Genomic DNA, 25,296 nt, shown 5'->3' with positions numbered 1-25,296 from the left:
AAGGTTTTTATTGCAATCGGTGAATTAACAAAAACCTTTCTCCGGAGGTTAAATTGTATCCAAGGGAGCCAGCCAAATCTTGTTGGCTATTTCCAGTAAACTTTTCGCTCGTTCCTCAATTTCTGGCGCTCCCCAGCTAGACTTCTGAACAATCCATCGGTTTAGCTCAATGTGAGTATTTTCGAGTCTAGATTTTTTCTCTAGAAATGGACGGTTACCCAACTCTGAGTTGTAACTAGTTAAAGTCAAGTTACCGAATATACTAACTAGGGTTTGATGAACTTTCTCTGCCTCCGAACCTAGTGCATCTTTCCATTCTTGAGTCAGTGTTTGAGGTAGGATATGTTCTATTGTTGCCCTCGAAAGATCTACCGTTTCTTTATGTTGAAAAGATTTTTCAAGACGACCAAGGATAAAATGAGTACTCGCACGTCCATACTGGGGCTGAGTCATAAAGGCTGTGGCAAACTCAGTATCTTTCGGAAAACGGCTATTACCACTACCTGCTGACAAAGAACGGTGCAACCATTGGATATGATCTGTATTGGGAAAGTTTTTGCTCCATTGTATAAAAAGTTTGTTTAGAGACTTGGTCGACACTCCACAAACAGCCCGCCGAACAACGAAGGACTCAATCAATCCAAGACATTTTTCTAGGTCAACATCGCTGAGATGTTCAGCTTGACGTGCATCAAACAGACGGAGCAAGAGCGGATAAGAGGTCGTTACTTTAAGTTCTTTGATGTTCTCTAAGCAATCACGAATGCTTGCCGTTTCTTCTTGACCTGGCAGGAGTAATTTAGAATAGAACTCTCCAAACCTTCGCATAGATTCAGCTTCCGCTTCGAGTGCTTCCGCTGAATTCATATCTTTCAATTTCTTCTTAATAGCTGCATAAATACCGCCCTTTTTGATATCATCCCCATCCTTCATCATGTAATGGCGAAGAAATTCAGGGAGATTGGATTGAAGTTTCCTTTCAATTGGAATCCAATATCTTGAGTAAACGCGTTCCTGCTCTCCACCAGCAGAAATAGAGTGATGGAAGCGCATCAGCAAATAATTTCTCACCAAGTCAGCTTGAGTAAGTGGCTCACCCTTGAAATTTAAGCTCTCAAAAATTAAGTATGGGTCGTCATCGTCGCTAAGATTGATCATCACAACTTGGAGAGATTGTTCCAAAGTAATTAGCACTTTAGCGGGATCTATGGGATCATCATTCGGAGCAGTGGTTTTAGTAAGTTTGTCCTTAAAGAAGTGATAGGCAGCAGCCATCCGAACATCTTTGCTGTCTGGTGGAACTTGTCGGTCGAGAGCAATGGTTCGGTACACATCTCGGTCTGCTTGAGTTGGCACAAACTTTAAAGTATCCTCCGGCTCACGGAAGCGATTAGTCAGGTAAACTTCCTGTATGCGTGAGGCTGAATTTGGATCAAGACAATCACGCAGGGCGCAGAGAAGTAACGACACGGTTGTGAGGCGTTGTTGTCCGTCAATGATAAGATACTTACTAACTCCTACAGGTACGCTGCGTGCTGGGACAGAGACAATCGCCCCCATAAAGTGGGTTCCAGTATCACCCTCCTCATACTGCACCATCAAATCATCCCAGAGTGTTTGCCAATTATTCTTAGCCCAAGTATAAGGACGCTGAAACAGAGGAATAAGATTCTGCTTTTCTCCGTTGAAATACTGAATGACTGTAGCCGGTGAAGCTTCCATTGTGTTTAACTTGTCCTTTGCTGTGTGAAAGTTACCCGTTTTTCAGGCAATCACGTATCTACCAATCAAACCTAACAAGGATTCAAAGGCTCCAACACGCTTGACAATAGCAGCAATCCATATATCTAAAATTGGGCGAAGGCGATCGCCTTTTCCAAATCAAACTCTACTAGGTAAAGAGTGATCACTCTCTCAGCAAGCTTCAAGTGAGCATATTAAAAGAATTAGCTGCTCAACAGCGAAAATAACTTGTTACTAATGACAAATAATTAGTTACTGTACCGTTTACTTCTTAAGCAGGGTGACCTCATAATAAATAGATGATTGAACTCCACTGTCACACGACCTGCTCTGACGGCACTCTGACCCCGACCGAACTAGTCGAGGCAGCAATTAAAGCCGGAGTAAGCGCCCTAGCGATTACTGACCACGATACTCTCTCTGGCTGGAACGAAGCGATCGCAGCAGCAGCTTCCCATCAGCTAGAAATTGTTCCTGGTGTCGAGTTGAGTACCGTTCACAATGGTCGCTCTCTGCACATCCTGGGTTTTTACCCAAATGCCGATCAGCTGCGTAACCCTCTGTCGGAACGCTTAGAAGGGCGTAAACGTCGCGCTCGTCAAATCATCGCCAAACTAGCAGCACTCGGTTACCCAATTACCCTACCAGAACTAGGTGAAGGCATGGCACCAGGACGTCCTCATCTAGCCAGAGCGCTGGTGAAAGCTGGTTATTGCCAGTCCACTCGCGAAGCCTTCGATTGTCTATTGGGGGATGACCAACCAGCCTGTGTAGATTACGAAAAGTTCTCGATCACTGAGGGAGTTAGTTTGTTGCTTGAGTGCGGCGCAGTACCAGTCTGGGCTCATCCTTACCTCTTCCGTGGGGGTGAAGTTGAGGAAGTACTCAAGGAATTGGTTGATGCTGGTGTGATGGGTATAGAAGCTTACCATCCTGGTCACACCCCCAAAGAAGTAAGACATCTTGAGGCTTTATGCCATCAGTATGGCTTACTGATGACGGGAGGCAGTGATTATCACGGCCCCAGCCCCGAAGGACAACCACCAACAACTAGCAAGCTCAACATGATGAATCTACCTTTGTCCTTACTGGAACCTATTAAACAAGCAGCTTACAGTTTGCGTAGTTGACTTTTCTCCTGGCTAAGAAGCATGGCGAGTTTGGCTAGAATGCATTCCCCATCAAAATAAAAGCTGACCAGTAATAGGGATGGCTGTACTGATACCTTCTAGTAGCAGTTGATTGCTCTGCTGATGGTGTACTTTTGCCCTTCATTAGTGCCAATTGAGCTTGACGTAGCGCCTCTGCTGCTGTTACGGGCGAAGTCAATGTTCCTCTGGCTAAATTGTTGTAAAACTCCTCCATCAGTAGCTGAGTACTTTGATCATTGACGCGCCACAGAGATGCCATCACCGTTTTTGCCCCACCCTTGAGAAAGTAATAGCCAATCCCAGCAATTTCCTTGCCGTTTAGTCCCGGGCCACCCAGTGCCGTTTCACAAGCTGAGAGCACGACCAAATCTATATCTCGCAGGCTGCCACGTACGCTGAGCCAGTTTTCAATATCAGGAATTGCCAGTCTTTCTCCCGTACCTAGTAGTAGATAAGAACGATATGCTGGCCCTGGGACAAATTGAGCATGGGTGGCAATGTGCAGCACCTTATGTTCAGATAAGTTATTGCGCAGAGTAAATAGATTAAAGTCATGATTGAGGAACTTTTGACCAGGATAGATGCCCCGTGAATCAACCGCATCTTGCCGAACAATTAAATCTAATTCTGCTGGTACATTAGGTAAAGGACCAAAACCAGCGATCGCTTCCGATAAACCTACCGCCAAAATAGAGGGTTCTTGACCTTCAATAGGAGGAACTGACTCCGGTAAAACTGGCTGTTCTCTTGACTCCTGCTGTTCATCTGTGGACAATGGCAGAGCAGTTAATTCTGCTGAAAGTATGGTTGAGATGGTGTAGTTCTCAATCAAGTAATGCTCACCATCAAACAGAGTGTTCAGGGGAATATAGCGTGCAGAACGGTCTAAAGAGAAGATCAGGTTACGGGTACCACTTGCTTTTAGCTCTGACTCCAAAGGCTCAACCAACCAGTCATATAATTGCTTACCTATTGCTTCTAGTTCTTCAACATCAGAAAGGCGATTTTGTAACAATTGGCGAAACTTTAAGGCTGTTACTTCTAGTTGCGCTTGATTAACCCCGGGAACTTTTACCCCTTTAACAATGCCCCCTTTTGAAGCCCAAAGCAACCAGAGTTCATCTGCTAAAATCAAGGGATAAATAAGTACAGTATTTGGCTGATCGGCAAGAATTGCTTGGGCTTTGAGATTCAATTGATTAGGGTCTATTAAAGCTTGGTCAGAAGCACGCTTGTTACTAATTTCTGCTTCTAGTTGTTCTAGTGATTGATAATATTGCTGGTTCAGGAATTGCCGTTTTTCTAAAAGTTGTTCTAGCTCAGAGCAACTGTTTTCTTGGCATTCTTCAAGTCGAGCGCCAAAGCTAATTAAACTACCATACTCTTGCAGGATTTGTTCTTCAGTCGGTGTCACTGGAAGTTGGACGGGCTGACTTTGAGTAACAGTGTTGCCTGTGTATTCTTTAAACTCTTGTGCTTTTAAAAGTTCTAATACCTGCTGTGCTTCAACTGGGCGTTTTTCTATGAGCAGTAAATTAGCTAAAGAACGGTAAATTTCACCAGTTGGCACACCACTAATATCTTGTACTGCCTTGGGGAAGGAGTGTTTTAACCAAACAGGTAATCCAGAAATTGATGGCTGTGTTTGTACTTCATTTTGATTAATTGCTTGCTTGTAATAAGTAATCGCAGAGCTTAAAAAATTTAAATCTGTGTAAACGCTTGCCAATCCAGCTTTAACACTAAAGTTATCTGGAGCAATAGCGACTGCTTCTTGATAGGCAGCAACCGCCTTTTCTCGCTGTTGATACTTTCTATAGATTCCCCCTAGCGCTTCTAGAGCAACGACTTCTAAATCATTTTTTTGCTGCTCCTTAGTAATCATTCGGGAGCGGTTAACTAATTCAATAGCTGCTTGAAGTTCTTCTAATTCACTATCAGCCAAGCCTAAAACGATTAGCCCTAAACTCTCAATTAATGGACTGTTAACTGTTTGGGAAATTGCCAAACTATGGGAAGCTGATTCCCTAGCTGCTTGAGAATTTCCCTGCTTTAGATAGGCTAAACTTAGCATAACCCAAGCCGCACCCTCAGCCTCACGCTGTTGCAGTTTATTGAGGTAATTGATACTAGCTTTAGCTGACTCAATAGCTGACTGATAGTCTCCTAATTCTAGATAGGTGCTTCCTAAAGTCAACTGAGAAGATGCAGCTACAGCCGGAAGATCATTTACTTCTGCTATCTTAAGAGCTCTTTTAGCAAAAGCAATTGCTTCTTTATTTTCCTTGAGTGAACTGTAAATACTACCAAGAACTGCTAGGGCATTAGCTTCTAAATACTGATTATTAATTCTCCAAGCTGTTGTTAAACCTGATCTAGCTATTTTGACAGCTTTTTGATATTCACTATTACTAGAAGCTAAACCTTGATAGGCACTAGCTAGAATAATTGAAGCTGTTACTTGAGCTTGAGAATCCTGTAGTTCTTTGGCTAAAGTTAAGCTAACTTCCGCTGAATTTACTGCTTGCTGATACTCTCCTGTACAGTTGTAGGTATCGCCTAAAGCAATTAAAACCTGTAACCTAGTTTCGCTCTCTTCTGCTCCTTCGGCAACAGCTTGCTTTGCTGATAAATAGTCAACCGACTTGTCTAAATCTTCTCTGGCTCCACAGATACCCACTAGATACTTAAGACTTGTCAAGTTCCCTGGGAAATTATCAGGATTATTACTAGTAATGTTCCTTGAGTCACTATTGCTCTCTAAAGTTGTTTCTAGAGAGGTATGAGCTACTTTTAAATCATCCTTATCTAGCCGATGACTGCTGTTTTTAGAAAGTTTGGGCTTTGCTAAGTTAGAGAAAACATCAACAGTGGTTCCCCCCAAAGGCCTAGGCAAACTTAGGCAAATCAAAGCAGTAGAAGCTGCCACGCCAAGAAACCTTGAATAAGAAAGCATAAGATAGAGAGGTTTGATTGATTAAAGCTGACTTATCTTTCAATCATCTGAGGCTCAATCAGTGCGATGAGACGATTTCAGCTTTAATTTTTACTCCTGACTCTCCCCACTTTCCCGTAGCACAACTCTAAAACTTCTTGAGCGCCAGTACCTCTACTCAGGAACTGTCAGAGGCATACCGTTATCTGAGGGACTTAACTGGAGCAAAAAGGGAACTGCTTTTTCTTTCCAGTCTGTGAGCGAAGTATAGGAGGCGGCATCTTCTGGGTAGCAAACTTCCAGCATATCGGTGTGGATGATGCCGGGACTCAGAGGAATCGCTGCCATCCCCTTGGGTAGTTCTTGGGCAAGCGATCGCGTCATACCCTCAATCGCCCATTTTGAGGTGCAATAGGAAGAAACTTGAGGGGATGTAGAGCGACCCCAACCGGAACTTAGGTTAACAATAACACCACTCCCTTTGTCAATCATCGCTGGTACAAAGTGGCGAAGCACATTAGCTACCCCTTTGATGTTGATATCAATCAGCCGGGAAAAGTCATCACTGGGAATTTCCCAGAGTGGTGCTAATTGATTAATGATCGCCGCATTGTTAATTAGCAAATCTGGGGCGTCATACTCACTAAGCAGTCGCTGGGCCCAAGCTTTGACCTGAGCCTCGTCAGCCACATCCAGCGCTGTAAAATTGTGGGGAGAACCGAATTGTTGCTTAAGTTTCTCTATCCCTGTCTCTGAACGAGCACAACCTAGAACGGTGTGTCCTAATTGACTCAATCCCTCTGCCATGACTCTACCTAGTCCCCGGCTGACCCCTGTGATAACGATGGTTTTGGGCATCTTTAAGTTTAGTGTAGTCTTCTTAATTTAAATAAAAATTTTATTTTCAGTATCCTATTTTACATTTACTATACTTCTTATAGCTCGAAAGGAAATTCTGCATAAGAAAAGCAACGTTTGCGTAAACACAATCCTCAACATCAGGGTTCTACGGTTGAAACATAGGCAAAATTCCTGCTTGCTCACGGCCACCTGTAATCAGAGACACTAAAGATAATGACCAATTACTTATTGAAGAGTGTGTACCAAGATACGATGACACTCGCTAGCCTAGTTCCTTCAGCCAGAGTACCAGAATTTCGCTCTGGTGATCCAGAATCCTGGTGTGAGAGAGGCAAAGAGTTAGCCAGCTTGGGTCATTATTCAGAAGCACTTGCCAGTTATAACCAGGCCATAGCAATTAGCCCAGACAACCACAAAGCTTGGATGTTGCGCGGTGGTGCACTGACTCATCTGGATCGCTATGAGGATGCCCTCAGCAGCTTTGAAAGAGCATTGGAAATCAAGCCTCATGACCCGGCGGCTTCACTGTTCCGGGGGGTAGCACTACACCAACTAGGTCACTACAAGAACGCCTACGCTAGCTACAATCAAATACTGGGTAATGGACGTCGGTCAATCTGGCAAAAGCTGATCAATTTACTTGGGTTATGAAACTTGCTGTCTCACTTGAGTGCTTTGCCAATTCGGCGATATCAGATTTATTAGTAATCAAGAGGGTTTCTTTGAGAGAAATCCTCTTTTTCCATCAGTTGTAGGCATTTACCAAGCTTGTTCAAGAGCTTCTATCAGGCGATCAACTTCCTCAATTGTGTTGTAGTGCACCATACTGACTCGCACTACTCCATTAAACTTGTCGAGTTCTAAGTATTCAATCAGTCGTTTGGCATAAAAGTCACCAAAGCGAATACCAATGTTATGCCGATCAACTTCTAGAGTAATCTTCTCGCTGCTGACTCCCTCGACAACAAAAGAAATCGTTGGTACTCGTGAATGGCGATTTGCCTGGGGTTGACCAATAATCCGCACCTGGGGTTTGCTATTGAGGTATTTGAGAAAGCGATCGCCAATCAACTCCTCATAGGCGCTGATCAAATCGTAGGCTTGCACCATTTGAGTTCTTAAATCAGTAGACTTGGGTGTACTGGCACCAAACTGAGCCAGTTCGCTCAAATAGTCACAGAAACCTAACATGCCGTAACTTAACTCAAAGTTGACGTTTCCCGGCTGAAACTTATAGGGAATATCGGTTTGCTCAATAAAATAATGGTTAATCCCCGGCATAGCTAACAAATGCTCGTATTTGCCGTAAAGCAAGGCATAATGGGGACCATAAACTTTATAAAAGCTAAAGGCATAAAAATCCACATCCCAATCTTGAACGTCGATTAAGCGGTGGGGTGCATACGCCACAGCATCAACACAGACCATTGCCCCATGCTGATGAACTAGTTGGGTAATTTCTTTAACTGGATTGATAGTTCCCAAAATATTAGAAGCATGGGTAAAAGCAACTAAACGGGTACGATCGCTCAGTAATGCGGCTAAATCCTCTAGCTGTAGCTGGAGAGTATCAGGGTTAATCCGCCACACTTTAACCTCAATTCCCTGTTTTTTGAGATCAACCCAAGCACCTATATTAGCTTCGTGGTCACAATTGGTCACAATTACCTGATCACCCGGACGCCAAGTCTGGGCAATACACAGCGACAGAAGGCGCATCAGCATCGTGGTAGATGGTCCCATAACCACTTCTGAGGGAGATTTGGCATTAATCAAGGTTGCCATTGCCTGCGCGGCTTGGGCGACACGTTCCCCTGCTAGCTGCGATACTTGATAAGAGGCTCCTAATTGCACATCCGAAGTCAGCAAATATTCATTAATTCTGTCTAGTACCTGCTTGAGGGTTTGTGAACCACCAGCATTATCAAAAAAAGTCCAGTCGCCAGCTAAAGAAGGAAACTGATCTCGGACAAAATTAATCAGCAAGGATGTTTGATCTGTCATTTATTCCAGATTTTCGGTGTTATTTTTCTCAACCTTGACTCGACTTTTGCTAAGCTAACCGATGGCTACTACAAAGCGGCTGGTTGAGGAGGATGTCCCCATGAACATGATAAAAAGCTTCGGGTTCGCTATTATCTTACCGGCGATCGCTTGTGGTTTCACGGCGGGTTTTGCCTTACCAACCGATCAACCCTCCGTTCAATCGAAAATTGACCATCGAAAATCGAAAATTGAAAATTGGCAAGACAACTCAATTAATCATTTTCCCTTGATAATGAACGGGCAGTTAGTGGCGGGGCAATTTTCTTCTTCCCTAGACAAGGAAGAGACTACCGCGCCGCTATGGGATGAAGCAAAAACAGAACCTTCCACCAGACAAACCCTCGATCCAGAAACAGCAGAAACTTTCAGGCGCGTTATGGAGGAGGCAATCGGTCAAAATTGGCATGACTTACCGATGGGGGAAATCATGCAAGCGATCGCTAAACAATTTCTGGGTGCATCTTACCAAGCTGGTTTGTTAGATAAGTCTGAACAAGAAAACCTGGTGATCTCTCTCAAGGAATTTGACTGTCTATTGTTTATTGAAACTGTACTGGCGCTGGCGCGGGGTGTAGCAGTACAAGATTATTCCGAGCCCACCTTTGCTGATCATATCCGTGACCAGCGTTATCTTAATGGTCAGATGGAGGGATATTGCAGCCGCTTACACTATTTCTCAGCATGGATTGATGACAATCAGAAGCGCCAGAATGTGGAAAATATCGGCTCGGATTTAAGTGGTGTAACGCTCAATAAAAAACTGAATTTTATGAGTACCCATCGACAAAGTTACCCTCGCCTAGTCAGCGATGATGCTACTTATCAGTGTATTGTGGCGATGGAAGACAATCTTCAGGGAGTAACGCTTAATTACATTCCCCAAAACCAGATTAGGAGTGTTTATGAGTCGCTACAACCAGGAGACATTGTAGGAATTGCTACTAATCTTCCTGGTCTTGATGTTACCCACACCGGGTTAGTTTATCGCACTCCAGACGGTAACATGGGTTTAATCCACGCTTCACCGATTGGGGAAGTAACTATTGCCAAAGACTTACAGAGGTATGTCGGCAATGTGAAAAATGCGATCGGTATTTTGGTAGTTCGACCTATTGATCCGCGTCAGGCGAGTGTCAAAAGTATCCAACAATCTTCCGCAAGGGGTCTCCCGTCACAGCCGTAGTTATGTCGTTTACAACGTCTACATAAAGATAGTTTTATGTTGTTTGCCCTTTCTACAGCCTAGGAATTCAGACTGTATCCATATACTTAATTGGACATAAGAAAGCCCTAGTCAATCGCCAGGGCTTTCTTGTTGGGGCAATTTTTACTCAAACCGTCCATGTTATTTTATGGCAGTCAAGCTGACGTGTTAGTGCTATATGGCAAATCAAGAACATCTCAAGCAACTTCGGCGTGGAACGTATTATTGGAATATATGGAGAGAAAGAAATCCTTATATCCAGCCAGATCTCAGTGGGGGAGACCTCAGTAGTATAATACTTTGCCCTGAATCTCGTTGTCCTGCACCCAATCTATGTACTAAGGCGACTGCAAACCTCTCACAAGCCAATCTTCGTGGGTCAAACTTCAGTAATGCTCAACTTGCCGAAGTCAACTTCAGCAAGGCAGATCTCAGAGAGGTAATTTTTGATGAAGCGCAACTTCCAGAAGCAAACTTCAGTGGAGCAGATCTTAGCGGATCGAAATTTAGAGGCAGATGTACAGGACTCTGGAAGGCAAATTTTAGTGAAGCAAAATTAATTGGGGCATCTTTTGGTGAGGCAATTCTCAGTGAGGCTAAATTTAACAAGGCAAACCTTACAGAGGCAAAATTATTCAGAACTGACTTGATGGACGCAGACTTTAGTGGAGCCAATCTTAGTCAAGCAGTCCTTACTGGTTCTTATCTTAAAAGAACAAATTTCAGTGAGGCAATTCTCGACTCAGCAAAATTCATAAGCGCTCAGCTAGTCGAAACGAATTTCGAGGGGGCAGATCTTACCAATTGTTCAATTTATGGAATTGCTGCCTGGGGATTAAAACTAAATGAGGAAACAAAACAGAGGAATCTGGTCATTACCCCTCGTGATGAGCCTACTATCACAGTGGACGACATTGAAGTTGCTCAGTTCATCTATTTGCTTCTCAATAATAAAAAAATCCGCAACGTTATTGACACCATTGCTCAACGGGCTGTACTAATTCTGGGTCGATTTACAGAAGAGCGATTAGTAGTCTTAAATGCAATTCGAGATAAATTACGTGAGTGTAACTACTTACCAATTTTATTTGACTTCGATAAACCAGCTAGCCGAAACATCACAGAAACTGTCTCTACTGTTGCTCATCTAGCTCGATTTATTATTGCAGACCTTACAGACCCCCAAGCAATTCCTCAAGAGTTACAAAAAATTATTCCTGCACTTCCGTCAGTTCCAGTTCAACCGATATTACAAGTTTCAATCGATGGAAATATTGAAAAACCCAAAAATGAATGGGGTATGTTCTGGGATTTCATGCAGTATTGCTCGGTCTTAGATATCTATGATTATGATAGTCTTGAATACCTGATTACCTCATTTAAATCAGATGTTATTGCTCCAGCTGAAGCCAAAGCAATAGAACTATCAGAGAAGAGACTGAGGATACAAGAGAAAAAGTTTAGAACACGTCAAAAGAGGGAAAGGGAAAGAAATGACAGCTGACAAACAAACACAAAACAAGCAACAACAGGTAACAGTAGGCAATGGTCATCAAGAAACTATTCAGCCTAATTCAGTTGAGGCAGTTAAAAAAAGCTATGGAGAAAATTTCCAACCTCATCTTCTAGAACAATACAAATTGTATGTGGAGATGATGGATAGAGTTAGCGCAAGAAGAGGTCAGGCAAATACCTTCTACATATCATTGCTATCTGGTTTATTGGCTCTGCTTTCTTTAATAATTGACAAAAAACTATTTTTGGAATATCAAGCCGTCGTCCTTTTAGCCACAGCTATCCTTGGTTTAGTTCTTTGTTATGTGTGGTATGCAAATATCAATTCATACAAACAACTTAATTCACTAAAGTTTAAAGTGATTAATGAAATAGAACCCTATTTACCTTTTCCTTGTTACCTCCGAGAATGGGAAATTTTAAAGGAAGAAAATAAAAGTCAGCAATACAGACGCTTAACTAAGGTTGAGAAGTATGTGCCTTTCATTCTTGCTATTCCCTACCTTTGTTTACTTGTCTATTCCATATACAGGTTGTTGATTTAAAAGCTACGTTGATTGAGATTCCTAAGTAATACCAATTTCATGTAATCCTGATACAGATGGTTGCTCGAGGAAAGGGATAAAGCGTCTTCAGGCGCAGGGAAAAGGGTAAGGGCTTTTGTGAAGGAGTTTTTGACTCTCAGCAGACAAATAAAAAAGAAAACCTTTAACTTTAACCTTTAACCTTTTCCCACCTCTACCCATGTATATCCTCTAAAAAGGGGAAAAGAGTATTAATTGCTAACCTGATCTGCTGATTGTTCCACTACTTCATTACGAGAAGTTTTGTTTTCCCTAGTAGGATTAGGCGTTAACTCTGGTGGCAAGGATTGAGCGGTTCCCCACTGGTTGACTAACTCATTGAGGAAAGATTCTTGTGCCGTGCGGAACCCTGTTAAGTTAGCTTTTCCTGAATTCATAATCACAAACCAGACAGTCCCCTTTTCCTCGGTAGGTAATGCTCCGGCTAAGGCACTAACATCATCTAAACTTCCCGATTTAATGACTGAAAATTGAGGTAATTCGCGCTCATCTAAGATGCCTTCATCTTGCCCAACAACGGTAAAAATATCGCCAACATTCATCTGATAAGGCTTAAGATAGCGTTCAATTCCCAGAAACATTGCAGCAGCAGCACGGGGAGAAATTCGATTGTCTACACCTAAGCCAGAACCGTTGATTAGGCTAATTTCTTCTGGCGGAACTCCAGAGGCTTCAGCCGCTTTTTGTGCTACTACTTTAGCACCACCAACAGTGTTAGCTAACATCTCGGCCATTTTGTTGTTGCTGTAGCGGTTCATCTTTTTGAGCAGTTCAGCTACTGGAAAAGAATGATGGCGGACGAGAAGCTGCATGTTGCTGGGTGCTAAAGGAGAAACCTGTAAGGAACCATCTATTTTTACTTGGGGTTGAGGTGTGCCTGGGGGCAATGTTTGATGCTGGGTTTGGGCTTCGGTGGACCAAAGCTGAGAATTCAAGCCTTGTCTGAGTAGTTCCCCGGATTTTAGGGGGTCAGCAATAAAGTTCATGTAAAACTTGCCAGCGATGACTAAATTGCCAGTTACCCGCTTAATACCTATTTCATTTAACTGGTTGCCGAGTGCGATCGCTTCTTCCCAAACGAAAAAGGGGTCTTCTGCTCCCTGAATTACTAAGTCACCTTGTAAAACTCCGTCTTTAATCGGCCCAGTTGCTCCGATAATGGTCACAAACTCGTGATCTGGACCGAGGGTAGAGAGGGTTGCTAAAGAAGTTGCTACTTTGGTGATGGAAGCAGCAGACAGAGGCACTGTACCCTGGTTATTGGCTAACAGGGTTTTATTGGTTTGTATCCAGATGCCTTGGCTTTCCTTGGCAAATCCTTTGCTGGACAAGCTGTTGAGGTAGGGCTGAATTTGTTGTTGAGTGGTTGAATCTGGTTTATCTGGAGAGGCAGTCAAGGGGCGATTGGGGTTTTTCACAGGCTTGACTACTCTTTCCGGTTTTTCTTGTGTTGTTGCAGTTTCTGTCTGGTTGACTGGCGTTTGAGAAGAATCAGACTCAACAGAACATCCCGCCACAAGTGCTAATAATGCTAATGATACGAGAGCAGTGAAACGAATTGTTTTTGGCATTTTGTTATCAGACATTAGCAATTAACTCAGAGTTCCTCTTCTGTCGGCTTGAGTTGGTCCATCTCCAGTACGGCTAGTTCAGCCCGTAGCTGACTCAGTTCAAATTCTAAAGCCTGAATCTTGGTAAGTAACTCTTGACGACGAATTTCCGCTGAATTGGTTTGTTGGTGTAAGTAGGCTTCAATCTCAGGCCACAGAGGTACTGCCCATTCTTTACTAGCTGACTTAAACTCTTTCAGGATAGTTACTTCACCATGGGCCTCAAGCAGGAAAAGATAGTAGAGTCGTTGTTGGTTGCCCTGCTTTTTGCGACCTTTTTGTTCACAGCTAAGGTAAAGTCCGGGTTGCTGGTAGGCTAACTCTTCTAGTTGTGAGACAAAAGAGCCTTCCAGGGAATAGCCGTCTGTATGGTTTTTGTCAAGTCCGTAAACCAGTTTGCACCAATTTCCTTTGCGGCTGGAGGGGGAACTTTCCCAAAATCCGGGGGCGTTGAGAAAGGCTTGCCGGAGATTGACGAGAATGGGGTTACTCATTGACTGATTAAAGGTGCGACTTGCTACATTTCTTCTGGTTAGAAAAACATTTGATCTTGATTTAATTTTTCCTGGAGTTTGCTGATCAACTCCCCATGATCTTCTATATTCATTATTGAATCCGAATCGGCAAGCTCTTGCCTCCCAGAGAGGAACTTATCTGTTTTTCTCAGAGTCTAGATCACGATAACTACCTGGTAAGTGGTAAATTTCCTTATAAATCCACAAAAGTGTAATCATGGTGGACAGTAACTTGCAGCGGCACAACCCTCATTGACTTTCCTTTCTTACGGTCTAAAACTCAAGAAATAAAAGCTGCTAAAATTAAACGTATTGTGTTCACTAAAAAACGATTGCGGGGTAATTCCACCTCGATTAATTTAACCGCTACTGAAAATAGAACCATCATTGCCGAAGGGGTGGAGATGGTATTTCAGGCAGGGCAACAGCGCTTTCAGGTTCTCAAAGGGATTGACTGGGAAGTGAAACGCGGTGACATCCAACTGTTGATGGGGCCTTCTGGATCGGGTAAAACTACTCTGCTATCCATCTTGGCTGGACTCTTGACACCTACAGTTGGTCAGGTTTACTTACTCGGAGAAGAAATTACTAGCATGTCTCCTGCCCAGCTAACACGCTTTAGACGGCAGAACATTGGCTTTATTTTTCAAGGTTTTAACCTGTTCCCCGCCCTGACAGCAGCAGAGAATGTGGAAGTTGTCCTCAATGTTAAAGGTATTCGCGGCTCAAGAGCAAGATATCAAGCCAAAGCTTTGCTAGATCAGGTGGGCTTAAGTCTACAAGCCAACCAAAAGCCTAGAGACTTGTCAGGAGGGCAAAAACAGCGGGTAGCGATCGCTCGTGCTCTAGCAGACAATCCCCCGATCATTATGGCAGATGAGCCAACAGCAGCCCTAGATTCTGAGAGTGGACACAATGTTATCGAGTTATTGCGTCGCCTAGCGAAAGAAGGAGGCTGCACCGTACTGATGGTAACCCACGACCCTCGAATTATTGATGTAGCCGACCGAGTCGCTTATCTCGAAGACGGGACTTTAAGGGCAAAATAAATTTTCATCTAACCTGCTGGAGTTGCCCCACAATCTCTTGCAATGTCTGCTTTACCGAACGTGGTTGCCAACCTAAATCCTGATGAGCCTTAGTCGCGTCCACCCGAACACAGCGATCATAGATGTAGTGTACCCGTTCTTTACTGATGGGTGGCTGCCATTTGAGCAGGCGTCCCAGGGGATCGAGAATGTTACCCACAAGTCTAACTAAGGGTTGGGGAGCCTCTGTTGGCACTCTAATGCCAGTTTCCTGACTGAGGATGCCAAACATTTCACGGGTACTAAGATCCCCGGCAGAGATAATATAGTACTCTCCAGATTTGCCTTTTGCTGCTGCCAGGATCATCGCCTCGACTAAGTCATCCACATGGACGATACCAGTGATGCGATCGCCTCCCGCCCACAACTTCAGCCCTCCTTTGATAAACTGCTTAAGTACAGGGCCAAAATGGGGGTCATCTGCACCAAAAATCCCCGATGGCAAAATACTCACCACAGGTAAACCTTGAGCAGCAAATTGATCTACCAATTGTTGAGCCTGGTATTTCGTGCGATCGTAAGCAGAGCAAAAGTCAGTCTGAGTTCGTTGGAAAGTTTCGTTAACGACTTCGCCTTGAGTATCGCCAAAGACACCAATGGTGCTGCAATACACCACCTGGGCAACACCTACAGCCTGGGCAACTTCCAGCACAGCGCGAGTTCCCTCGACATTCACCTTCTCCATTGCCGCCGCATCAACCAGTCCTAGCTCTACATAAGCAGCGGTGTGAAAAACCCAGTCTACACCAGTCATCGCGGCGCGTAGGGCGTTCTGGTCAGTAATATCGCCGTAAACCAATTGTACTTTGCTCTGCGAGAGACGCTCTAGATTGCTAGAGCTGCGTACTAAACCGATAACAACATCCCCTCGCTTCTCTAATGCTCTCACCAAGTGAGAACCTGTGAAGCCGCTGGCTCCAGTTACGAGTACCTTCATAAAGCTTTCTCGTAGATGCGGTAAGTTTTATATATTTTGCCACCCGATGCTTCAATTAATTTGCGGGAGGGAAAATTATCTTCCCAAACCCAGGACAGTTCTGCCCGTTTATAGGGTTTGCCCTTTTGTCTTCCACCCTGCATCCCCAAATAAATTAAAGCCAGAGGCACCATTTTGCGGCGGTATTCTGGCAGAGAGCAAATGGCAATAACTCGTCCTTGATCAATCTGGCGGCGATACCAAAGAAACTTGAGAATTCCCCAGAAATTGAGTCTTCCCCCCACATGTTTTAGGGGTATATTGTAATCCGGTAAGCCCATAAAAAAGCCGATCATTTCACCCTGATCTTCAGCCACAGGAAAGACATCAGGGTCTACTAAAGTCTGCAAGGATTTGGCTTCTGCTAAAAATTCTTCCTGACTGCGTGGAGTAGAACTCCAGTTATTAGTAAAAGCCTTAGTAAATAGTTGATAAAGACTCAGACAATCTTGCTCAAATCCTTTGCCTTTCGTTCTTAGAGGACGAAAGGTGATACCGGATTTACAAGCAATCCGATAGGCTTTCTCAAATTTATCTGGTAAGGGTATGTCTAGGGGGAAGTCATAAGCATAGGCATCTTTGGCTTTCTGCCAGCCCTCTAACTCCATAAACTCATAATAGTAGGGCGGATTATAGGGCATCATCACCATCGGCGGCGAATCAAAGCCATCGACTAATAATAAACCATTGTTGTGAATCGATAGATCAATTGGTCCGCGCACCTTGGTTATGCCTTGTTCTCGTAACCACTCACCAGCAGTATCGAGTAGTGCTTTCGCGATCGCTAAATCGGGCAAGCACTCAAAAAAGCCAAATACTCCAAGGTTTTCGCCTTCCCTCTCGAGCAAACGCCGATTAACTGCTGCGACAATGCGTCCTACCGCCTGGGGATTTTTGGCGTTTTGGTCTAGGGCGATAAACTGCTGTAAATTCCCGTACTCAAAGAAAGGATTAGTGGGTAGAAACTGCTTAGCCACATCGCTACGCACAGGGGGTATCCAGTTAGGATCATCAGCATAAACCCGTGCTGGCACCTCCAGAAACATGCCTTTGTCTTCTGGAGTAGTTACAGCCTTCACCTGAATAGAGATAGATGTCTGCACTTTGATAACTTTTTCTATCCTTAGTCCTAAGCCAGGTTAGCAGGTTGCAGGCTCTCTTTTACCTCTTATCTGGCTGTTTTAACCTGAAGGAAAATTACCTTCTCACCGACAACCTACTAACCTGCACCCCGACTTCAGGCACTAATCGTCGGTTTATACAATAAATCCCGAACTGCTACCATTGCACTCACCAGACGCTCCATATCTTCTTGAGTATGAAGGGCGTTAACGGTAATCCGCATACGAGGTTTAGCGATAAACCAGATGGGAGAAGCCCAAATTCCATGTTTTTCTAGTAATTGTCTGCCGAAGATCTTGGGGTTAATTTCTGGCGGTAAGATGACTGGGACAACATTAGTCTCGCCACTAGCAATAAAATTCTCCTCAGCTAGACGCGATCGTAAATATCGAGTGTTTTTTTGTAGTCTTTGGACTAGTTCGGGAGATTTACGAACCTGGCGAATACTTTCTAAGGCAGCAGCGGTAGTTGGTGGTGGTAAAGAAATTGTGCCAATCGAAGTGGGAGAAACATTAAGCAGTGGTTTGAGTTCTTCCACATGACTACTAATGGCGGCTCCTGCTGAGGCCGCAAACTTGGAGAAGGTTGTCATGATCAACGGTACTACACCCCGCTCAATTGCCTGCTGCGGCAAAATGCCGAAGTGTTCATAAATGCCTCTTCCCGTTGCGCCAATTGCGCCACTGGCGTGAGCCTCATCCATCACTAACACGCTGCCGTCGTAATTTTGCAGCACATCGATCATCTCTGGCAGTGGTGCGATGTCGCCATCCATAGAAAAAACCGCATCGGAAACCACCATGATCCGGTCAGTGGGGCGAGCATAACGCTGTAGCTTGCGTGCCAAGTCGTTGATATCACAGTGACGGTAGGCTTTTACCCTAACGCGGGGACTATGACCAAACACCTTGCCGGAACGGGTTCCGGCGTTGACTACGGCGGAGACAATGCAACCGTGGTTGAGCACATCGGTAAGAATCAAAGTCTCTCTAGTATTCTGAAAACCCGGCACCGGAATTGCTAAGTGGCAGAAAGCATCTACCAAGGCTTGCATCGCCATCCAGGCATTAACAAACAGATGGGTGTAAGGCAGATGTTTAAACTCAGAAATTTCATCTTCTAACTGCCGGTGCAAATCAATGCGACCGCTTAAGACGGAGCAAGAGCTATTTGAAGTACCATACTGGAGGATGGCATCAATAGCAGCCTGCCTAACCGCCTCTTCTTGAACTAAACCCAAAACATCATTTGTGCAGAAGGTTAGAACGGTCTGACGCTTGCCAGTGGCAGCTGATTCAATCTCGACCAAATTCCCCTGCTTTTGGTGACAGATATACTCATCGGGGTCTAACCCACTCTCGTACCAGCGCTGGACGTACTCTTTAACAACTTGCACAGTTTGCTCCTCACACCTTATTCCTAGATAGCCTATCGCCTCTGACTAAAGAAGTATTAAAAAAGTATATTTTCTAGCTGGAGTAATAGCTATCCAGATTGATTAGTATGCCTGATGAGTGCTTACTAAAAGCATCTAACCATGTAGGGAACTCAATTACTACTGTTGCTCTGTCCTGAAGTAGCATACTTCTCCAGTTGGACAGAAGCTGGATCAACTGCTCTAAGGTAGCGTTTACGATTGCCTTCATCTTATAAATTAAGTGATTGAAATTTCTCTGGTTGGTTCAACTTAGCTTGATACCACCGCTGAGGATAGATAACAAGCCGATAGACTGGGACGCTCGTTCGCTAAGCAGGGCATTCTTATTGTGTAGACTTGCACCCACGGATTTAGTACGGCATCGCTTCGCTAACCCTAACACCATCAACTGCTCGCGAGTCTGCTGGCTGATGGTTTGGTTGCTCACTAGATTGTTGCACGAATTTTTCATATTGACGGATAATTAGCCGCTGAACCGCAATAATTGCTGGATTGATTTCCACGTAGTGCCGTTGAGGATTCGCTAGATAATTTTGCTGCTCACTTTCCATCATTTCAATATCTTGCTCAAGAAATTTCATGAACACGAAGCGTTGCAACAAGGCTTGCAGTATCGGGGTCAAGAGCCGTCGGAACCACTTAGGCAAGCGGATTTTTAGAAAGAACAGGGCAAAGGAGCGACTTTCTGTTGCTCCCACTGGTAACCGCATCAAGTAGAGTTGAGAAACTCCCTCCAGAGAGCTGTAGTAGTGGGGATAGCGGTACTGAACTGAAACGGTGCGCGTAGTGACCTGATCGGCTTGGTCGCTTAGACCGATAAACTTTGCCATACGACCTTTGTAGGAAACATCATATTCAGCAGACACAGTGTCTTCTGTTGCCCGTAAACTTTTCAGTACCGGATCAAACCAACCTTGGAGGTTTTGGTGCAAAAATCCATGAAATACATCCATGGAGTTTTCATTGCAGATGGAAAAATGAGCCTGCATCCGGGCGCTTATTGGCACCATTAACCAGTCTGGGTTGCCAACTTCTGGCATTTCCGGCGGTTGGCAAGTTGTAGCGAGAGCTTTGTCACCAGGAAAAATCCAAATCAGATTGTATTTTTCCTGGACTGGATAGCTTCTTACTTGTGCGCAGGGCAGCTTTTGCTCTGGGGAAAGGTAGGGAATTCCGGCGCATTTGCCAGTACCGTCAAAAGTCCAACCGTGATAGCGACAAGCGAGATGTTCTCCCTGCACGATGCCTTTGTGGAGGGCAACGCCTTTGTGGGGACAGGTATCTTCTAGGGCGTGAAGCTGACCATTGGCATCGCGGTAAACTGCGATCGCGCCTTGTCGATTCGTTGAGTCAATGCTCTTGTGCCAAATTCTTACGGGTATAACCTTCCCAGATTTTAGTTGGTTAGCCCAACCAACTGGATACCAGTAATTGAGGTTAATACCCACCTCTCGGACAGCACTTTGAACTGTCTGGCTGGTTAAGGTTGTAGCCAGTTCCATTACTCTTGCCTCTTTTGGGTGTGTATCTGACAATTATTTAGCTTCTTAACTTTTTCTTCGTCAATCCAGTGGTCAAGCGGGAATCAAAAGAGTGCCGCTCACCGTCAGACTATCTGAATTTATCTGCATGGGTTATTGTTGTCAAAACATTTAGGTTGTTTTCATTGATGCTAGGCAATCCTCGACTGTTAGTACTACTGGCGGCAGGTTCCCTCACTACCATGGCAGGGGGAGTTGTTGCACCAGTGCTGCCAGAGATAATACAGCAGTTAAGGCTCGATCCAGCCTGGGCTGGCCTGTTGGTGAGCATCCATTGCTTAACCATTGCCTTATTCAGCCCCTTACTAGGAATTTTGGCAGACAGGGTTGGTCGTTTACGGGTATTAGTACCTTCGCTGCTGTGCTACGGAATTGTTGGCACCGCAGCAGGCTTAATGGATTCACTGATGCCCCTGCTAGTGATGCGGGGATTATTGGGGGCGGCTAGTGGCGGCATTGCCGCAGCCAGTCTGGGCTTGCTAGGAGGTATGTATGACGCAGAGGCGCGATCGCAGGCTTTAGGATACGCTACTAGTACCCTGACGATCACTGGCATTCTTTTCCCGCTCTTGGGGGGCTGGGTTGGTGCCACGCACTGGCAGTATGCTTTCTGTCTTTATGGACTGGGGCTGCCCCTTGCTGGCTTAGCAGCCTCAATCTTGAAAGAAGAACGCCAGATCAAGGCGAAGCGGCTAGCTAGAGACTCTGGCAACAAACTGGTTACTGTTTTGAGCAATCGCCACACCCTAAGATTGTTATTGGCTCTTAGTATGTCATCTATTGCCACAACTGCCGTAATTATTTACGCACCACTCTACTTAAAACAGACTATTGGGGCAGGGACGGCGATTAATGGTATTGTTTTAGCATCACGGGCGATCGGAGCCGCTGTGGTTTCAGCTTTCGCGGTTAAGTGGCTCTCGAAAAACTTAGGAAATACTCAAACCATAGCCTTGGGGTTTGGATTGATGGCTTTGACGTTGAGTACGATTCCGGTATTACACCAACTAAGCTGGATTCTGGCAACAGCAGTGTTCTTTGGCTGCGGATTTGGTGTAGTAGTGCCTTCTCTCTACAATGCCTTGGCGTCTCTGGCTCCTTCGGATCTCAAATCCAGTGTGCTAGCAGCCGGTACAGGTACCGGTTTTCTCGGACAGTTCCTGGCTCCTGTATTTTTGGGCCCACTGATACCTTTAATTGGTCTAGAAGGGACTTTTTATGCCGCAGCTATCGTTGCGCTTAGTGCTGCACTTTTGCTATTTATGCCAACACCCAGTTACCAAGCTAGATCTTGAAAGATACAACTTGGTAACTTGGTTCAATGGCTTGAAGTAATAAGTAATAAATAATAGGTTGCTTTTAGCAACGCTATCGGTAGCTTGTCTGTCTTTTCAGCCTCCTCCCTTATTAACCTTTGCTTCTGCAGCCAGAATCTAGGAAATTGGTATAACAATCAGCAAGATAACTTCCGGCAAAAAATCCGGAAAAACCGAGAAAAACCTTGAAGTAAAGCAAATCAGAAGAATCCCTTGAGAACTGATTTATCAAATGGTTTTAATCGAAAAAGTTAAACAAATATGTGATCGCCTTGCTGCTCACGGATGGCGGAGTTTGCTGCTGCAACATGGACTAGATATTACCGCCAATAACTTAAAACAAGAGCTGACAAAAGAACTGCCCAATATTAATCGGCTTCTTCCAGGCTTTGAAGATTTTGCCTTAGAAGGGAAGCGGGGTATTGAGCCTAGTAATCCCTCTCGCAGCTTGCTGTTTCACGCCTTGGCTTCGCCGAATGTAGTCAAAGGTGCTGAGGGTTATGAACTCAGTGATTTTCCCACTTTGGCTGAACTCGAAACCATAGAAAACTACGTCTATGGAGTCAACCCACCCTCCTTGCTGGAACTACGTGCTCGTGCTCGGCGTTCTCCCTTGGCAATTGTTGTCTTTGTCTCAGAATACCGCCCCGCGCCCGAAACAGTCCACCGCAAGCACGCCGACATGTGTTTCTCACGTACTGGTGTAGCACGAGTTGGTACGGCTGAGCCTCTCTATCACGCCAAAAATCGAGGCTTTTTACCTTTTGTTGAGGGAGATAGTCACGCCTTCCGAGTATTGCCAGCATGCTACTCTGCCTACATTGCCATTCAAAGCCGAGGCAATGAAGACTTATTCGGCCCAATCCGCTTTCAGGAAGACGACGAGAACAGAAATTTCTGGATTCCTCTCCATAAACTTTTCAGCGGCAAAGAGTGTATTCGTCGTCTAGATTTAGACTTAACTCTAAAAGCTCACCACGTTAACGAAAAGCTGCGGCGTATCCATCTAGAACTAGGACGCAGTGGTCATGATACCGGGTGGCGAGAACCAGATATCAGCCAGCCTCCCTTTACCTTCACTAACGGCATTGCTCAATGGTCCAACAACTCTGACTTTGGCACTAACGTATTAATACCCGATGTACATTCCGCCATGGTGGAGGCTGCCCAATATCGAGGGAAACTGCTTACCTTCAAAGTGCCTAAAGATTATGGTCAGGTTCTCTCTTCTAGTTTGTACATTCCCTCGGGACAAAATGGAGAGCGTCGAGCGCCAGAATATGTGCATGCACGCCATAAAATCTTATCTAATGGTCAGCAAGAAGACCTCAATAACCAACCCGATGTAGTTAGCATTATTGAAACAGGAGACTACCAAGCACAACACTACCTTGACTTTACCGGTGATGGCTGGGTAGAAGCCTTATGTCCCCAGTTGGCTGTAGTTATCCCTCGTCGCATTCCCGCTTACTCGCTGGTAACAGCCCCCGATTTCTTCCCCAACTGCGATCAAGGAGAACTCATGGATTGGTGGGAGCAGTCAGTTCCAGCGAAACTGGCAAAGAGCATCTGGAGGATTGACCCCAATACCTTATCAGATGAAAGAATTGCCCCCAATCTAGAGTTGAAGCAAGCCAGCTTTCGCCCAGAAGATACCACGGTGACGGCAATTGTCTCCTTGCCGTTTAACGCCTCGGCTCAAGAAACAGCCCTCAATGTTCCTGAAACGGTGCGACACTCTTATCTGCCAGATGCCGCAGCAGGAGTATTTGCCCCTGGTTGGGATGTTAGTTTCGACCAAATTAACGGCACCCGGCACCTGGCTGCTTATGGCCTGGGTAGCCCGTTTCCGGAAGATTCCAAGCTTTGTGCAGCATTGAGTACCTTTTGGCCATCTGTGGCTCCCGATGCCGCACGCACCTTTGAGCCTAATCCTACTTGGCCAACAGTTAGCCCTCTAACAGATGACGAAATTGGTCAGCAAGGAAATCTTGCTTGGGATGGTGTTCCTGGACCTAAAGTTGTTCAGCTTGGTGACCAGCAAATGGTGGAATATGCTGCCATTGATTACGTTGATTACGTCGAGAATGCTTTGCAGGGTAAATTTTCTTTAGCATTGACAGGTCAAGTTGATGTTAATGAGTACCAAGCTAGAGTGCTAGCGATGGGCTATGTTTACCGTGCCTTGGGTATTAAGGAGGAGGATTTCTTTGGAGGTGATGTTGCTGATCAAGATGCATTTTTCCCGATCATCCGCGAAAAAGCTAAATGGAGTGTCCTCTCTTTCCGTGAAGTCTTAGCAACTGATCAGGAACTACAGACGGTGCAATCTAAAACTGGCATTACCCTAGAGGGCAGTGTCTATCGGTTTGAGATGTATCGTCACGGTCAGCAGTCAGCCCATCCTAACGACTTTCGTAAACGCTTGGTTGCCATTGAGGAAAGCGCCACTCTCTTTGTCAAGGGATTCCAAATTTTGCTCAAGCGGGGAGCTCATCCCTGGGAAGTAATTAATGTCTGAGGCAGACGTTGTGATTGTTGGCGGCGGACCTGCGGGTTCTGCTGCCGCTATCTGGTTGGCTCAGATGGGCTTGCAGGTGGTAATTACTGAGGATCAGGAGTTTCCACGCCATCGCCCCGGAGAAACCCTCCATCCGGGGATTGAACCGCTACTAAGGCAGTTAGGTGTGGCAGAACAGGTACTCTCTGCTGGTTTTCTGCGGCATGAGGGCAATTGGGTGCAATGGGAAGCTGACAAGCAGTTTGTGCCTTTTGGTGAAGATGATGCTGGTTCTTGGCGAGGCTTTCAAGCATGGCGGGCGGATTTTGATGCAATTTTGCTCCATCGGGCGATCGAGTTGGGAGTACAAGTTCGCCAACCCTGTCGGGCGCTGCAACCCATACAACACAACAACCGTGTTACAGGAGTTGTCACCTCAGATGGTTCTTGGCGCTCATCTTTTCTGATTGATGCCACTGGTAGGCGGCAATGGCTATCTCAACAGTTGAAGTTAAAAATTAACTGTTATTCTCCCCGTCTTATTGCCCATTTCGGCTATGTAGAGGGAGAATGCCCCAACCGAGATCAGGCACCCGCGATTATCGCCGATCAACGAGGTTGGACTTGGACAGCGAAAGTGCGCCCCCAACTTTACCAGTGGACAAGACTCTCGTTTACTAAGGAAACGACTGCTCCCGACTGGATTCCTCAAGAATTCCAGGGACTTCAACCCATAGGCAAGAAGGGAGCGGCAAATGTCACCTGGCGAGTTGCTACCCCAGCCGCCGGGTCAGGTTATTTTCTGGTGGGTGACGCCGCAGCCGTCCTGGATCCCGCCTCTTCCCACGGTGTTCTCAAAGCCATCATGTCTGGGATAATGGCCGGGCATTTAATCACGCAGATTGTCAAGGAAGGTCAAGCTGAGTCCAAAGCAATTCAAGGATACTGCCAATGGGTCAACAATTGGTTTGAACACGATGTTAAAAAATTACAGGAACTCTACGCTCTGCTGCTCAATTGACCCTCTTCGCGGTCGCTGAAACTTGTCCCTTCACTCCGTTAGTTTGCCAGAAGGGATGGAAGATGGAATGAGTGGGTTAATTCGTCAAAAATAATACTACAAATAGTCTGGCTTGAAGTAACAATTAAGT

At 45.2% G+C, this 25,296-nt stretch carries 19 protein-coding genes; 9 read left to right on the top strand and 10 right to left on the bottom strand.

The window, feature by feature from the left end; translation table 11 throughout:
• Positions 1-48: 48 nt before the first annotated feature.
• Entirely contained in the window at positions 49-1,722 is a 1,674-nt protein-coding gene (locus ACT7WV_RS04005; protein ID WP_445101661.1) for a DUF262 domain-containing protein, read from the bottom strand.
• A 320-nt stretch (positions 1,723-2,042) separates the two neighbouring features.
• On the opposite strand from ACT7WV_RS04005, the gene ACT7WV_RS04000 reads away from it, so the two are divergent.
• Positions 2,043-2,873 (top strand): PHP domain-containing protein, encoded by an 831-nt coding sequence (locus ACT7WV_RS04000; RefSeq protein ID WP_445101660.1) that lies wholly within the window; start codon positions 2,043-2,045, stop codon positions 2,871-2,873.
• A gap of 34 nt (positions 2,874-2,907) precedes the next feature.
• Here ACT7WV_RS04000 and ACT7WV_RS03995 read toward each other — a convergent pair whose 3' ends face one another.
• Complete coding sequence (locus ACT7WV_RS03995; RefSeq protein ID WP_445101659.1) at positions 2,908-5,850, bottom strand: CHAT domain-containing protein; 2,943 nt, start codon at positions 5,848-5,850, stop codon at positions 2,908-2,910.
• Positions 5,851-6,003: 153 nt separating this feature from the next.
• Positions 6,004-6,687, bottom strand: coding sequence for an SDR family oxidoreductase (locus tag ACT7WV_RS03990; protein WP_445101658.1), 684 nt, complete (start codon positions 6,685-6,687; stop codon positions 6,004-6,006).
• Between the two features lie 216 nt (positions 6,688-6,903).
• Here ACT7WV_RS03990 and ACT7WV_RS03985 point away from each other — a divergent pair, with 216 nt between their 5' ends.
• Complete coding sequence (locus ACT7WV_RS03985; RefSeq protein WP_445101657.1) at positions 6,904-7,341, top strand: tetratricopeptide repeat protein; 438 nt, start codon at positions 6,904-6,906, stop codon at positions 7,339-7,341.
• A 108-nt stretch (positions 7,342-7,449) separates the two neighbouring features.
• On the opposite strand, the gene ACT7WV_RS03980 is transcribed toward ACT7WV_RS03985, so the two are convergent.
• A complete protein-coding gene (locus ACT7WV_RS03980; protein ID WP_445101656.1) occupies positions 7,450-8,694 on the bottom strand; it encodes a cysteine desulfurase-like protein in 1,245 nt (414 codons plus the stop codon).
• Positions 8,695-8,794: 100 nt separating this feature from the next.
• Between ACT7WV_RS03980 and ACT7WV_RS03975 the strand changes: the two genes are divergently transcribed.
• The 3 genes from ACT7WV_RS03975 to ACT7WV_RS03965 all read left to right on the top strand — a co-directional run bounded on the left by ACT7WV_RS03975 (position 8,795) and on the right by ACT7WV_RS03965 (position 12,000).
• Positions 8,795-9,919: an N-acetylmuramoyl-L-alanine amidase-like domain-containing protein gene (locus ACT7WV_RS03975; protein ID WP_445101655.1), complete on the top strand. Its 1,125-nt coding sequence runs from the start codon at positions 8,795-8,797 to the stop codon at positions 9,917-9,919.
• A gap of 199 nt (positions 9,920-10,118) precedes the next feature.
• Entirely contained in the window at positions 10,119-11,444 is a 1,326-nt protein-coding gene (locus tag ACT7WV_RS03970) for a pentapeptide repeat-containing protein (RefSeq protein ID WP_445101654.1), read from the top strand.
• A complete protein-coding gene (locus tag ACT7WV_RS03965) occupies positions 11,434-12,000 on the top strand; it encodes a RipA family octameric membrane protein (RefSeq protein ID WP_445101653.1) in 567 nt (188 codons plus the stop codon). The genes ACT7WV_RS03970 and ACT7WV_RS03965 overlap by 11 nt, the downstream gene beginning before the upstream one ends.
• 230 nt (positions 12,001-12,230) lie before the next feature.
• On the opposite strand, the gene ACT7WV_RS03960 is transcribed toward ACT7WV_RS03965, so the two are convergent.
• A complete protein-coding gene (locus ACT7WV_RS03960) occupies positions 12,231-13,610 on the bottom strand; it encodes a D-alanyl-D-alanine carboxypeptidase (RefSeq protein WP_463424214.1) in 1,380 nt (459 codons plus the stop codon).
• Positions 13,611-13,636: 26 nt separating this feature from the next.
• Complete coding sequence (locus tag ACT7WV_RS03955; RefSeq protein ID WP_445101651.1) at positions 13,637-14,143, bottom strand: hypothetical protein; 507 nt, start codon at positions 14,141-14,143, stop codon at positions 13,637-13,639.
• Positions 14,144-14,496: 353 nt separating this feature from the next.
• Between ACT7WV_RS03955 and ACT7WV_RS03950 the strand changes: the two genes are divergently transcribed.
• Positions 14,497-15,213: an ABC transporter ATP-binding protein gene (locus ACT7WV_RS03950; RefSeq protein WP_463424213.1), complete on the top strand. Its 717-nt coding sequence runs from the start codon at positions 14,497-14,499 to the stop codon at positions 15,211-15,213.
• A gap of 4 nt (positions 15,214-15,217) precedes the next feature.
• On the opposite strand, the gene ACT7WV_RS03945 is transcribed toward ACT7WV_RS03950, so the two are convergent.
• The 4 genes from ACT7WV_RS03945 to ACT7WV_RS03930 all read right to left on the bottom strand — a co-directional run bounded on the left by ACT7WV_RS03945 (position 15,218) and on the right by ACT7WV_RS03930 (position 20,290).
• Positions 15,218-16,189 carry an NAD-dependent epimerase/dehydratase family protein gene (locus ACT7WV_RS03945; protein ID WP_445101650.1) on the bottom strand — a complete coding sequence of 324 codons (972 nt, stop codon included), beginning with the start codon at positions 16,187-16,189 and terminating at the stop codon, positions 15,218-15,220.
• Positions 16,186-17,274 (bottom strand): hypothetical protein, encoded by a 1,089-nt coding sequence (locus tag ACT7WV_RS03940; RefSeq protein WP_463424212.1) that lies wholly within the window; start codon positions 17,272-17,274, stop codon positions 16,186-16,188. Before ACT7WV_RS03940 ends, ACT7WV_RS03945 begins: the two co-directional genes overlap by 4 nt.
• 191 nt (positions 17,275-17,465) lie before the next feature.
• Positions 17,466-18,746, bottom strand: a complete 1,281-nt coding sequence (locus ACT7WV_RS03935; RefSeq protein WP_445101648.1) for an aminotransferase class I/II-fold pyridoxal phosphate-dependent enzyme — start codon at positions 18,744-18,746, stop codon at positions 17,466-17,468.
• 392 nt (positions 18,747-19,138) lie between these two features.
• Positions 19,139-20,290 (bottom strand): aromatic ring-hydroxylating dioxygenase subunit alpha, encoded by a 1,152-nt coding sequence (locus ACT7WV_RS03930; protein WP_445101647.1) that lies wholly within the window; start codon positions 20,288-20,290, stop codon positions 19,139-19,141.
• A gap of 167 nt (positions 20,291-20,457) precedes the next feature.
• Here ACT7WV_RS03930 and ACT7WV_RS03925 point away from each other — a divergent pair, with 167 nt between their 5' ends.
• The 3 genes from ACT7WV_RS03925 to ACT7WV_RS03915 all read left to right on the top strand — a co-directional run bounded on the left by ACT7WV_RS03925 (position 20,458) and on the right by ACT7WV_RS03915 (position 25,166).
• Positions 20,458-21,624 carry an MFS transporter gene (locus ACT7WV_RS03925; protein WP_445101646.1) on the top strand — a complete coding sequence of 389 codons (1,167 nt, stop codon included), beginning with the start codon at positions 20,458-20,460 and terminating at the stop codon, positions 21,622-21,624.
• Between the two features lie 253 nt (positions 21,625-21,877).
• A complete protein-coding gene (locus ACT7WV_RS03920) occupies positions 21,878-24,166 on the top strand; it encodes a hypothetical protein (protein WP_445101645.1) in 2,289 nt (762 codons plus the stop codon).
• Positions 24,159-25,166 (top strand): NAD(P)/FAD-dependent oxidoreductase, encoded by a 1,008-nt coding sequence (locus tag ACT7WV_RS03915; protein WP_445101644.1) that lies wholly within the window; start codon positions 24,159-24,161, stop codon positions 25,164-25,166. Before ACT7WV_RS03920 ends, ACT7WV_RS03915 begins: the two co-directional genes overlap by 8 nt.
• The last annotated feature ends 130 nt before the right edge of the window (positions 25,167-25,296 follow it).

The sequence above is a fragment of the Symploca atlantica LB2515 genome (assembly GCF_052546295.1).
This window is presented reverse-complemented; position numbering and strand designations above follow the sequence as displayed.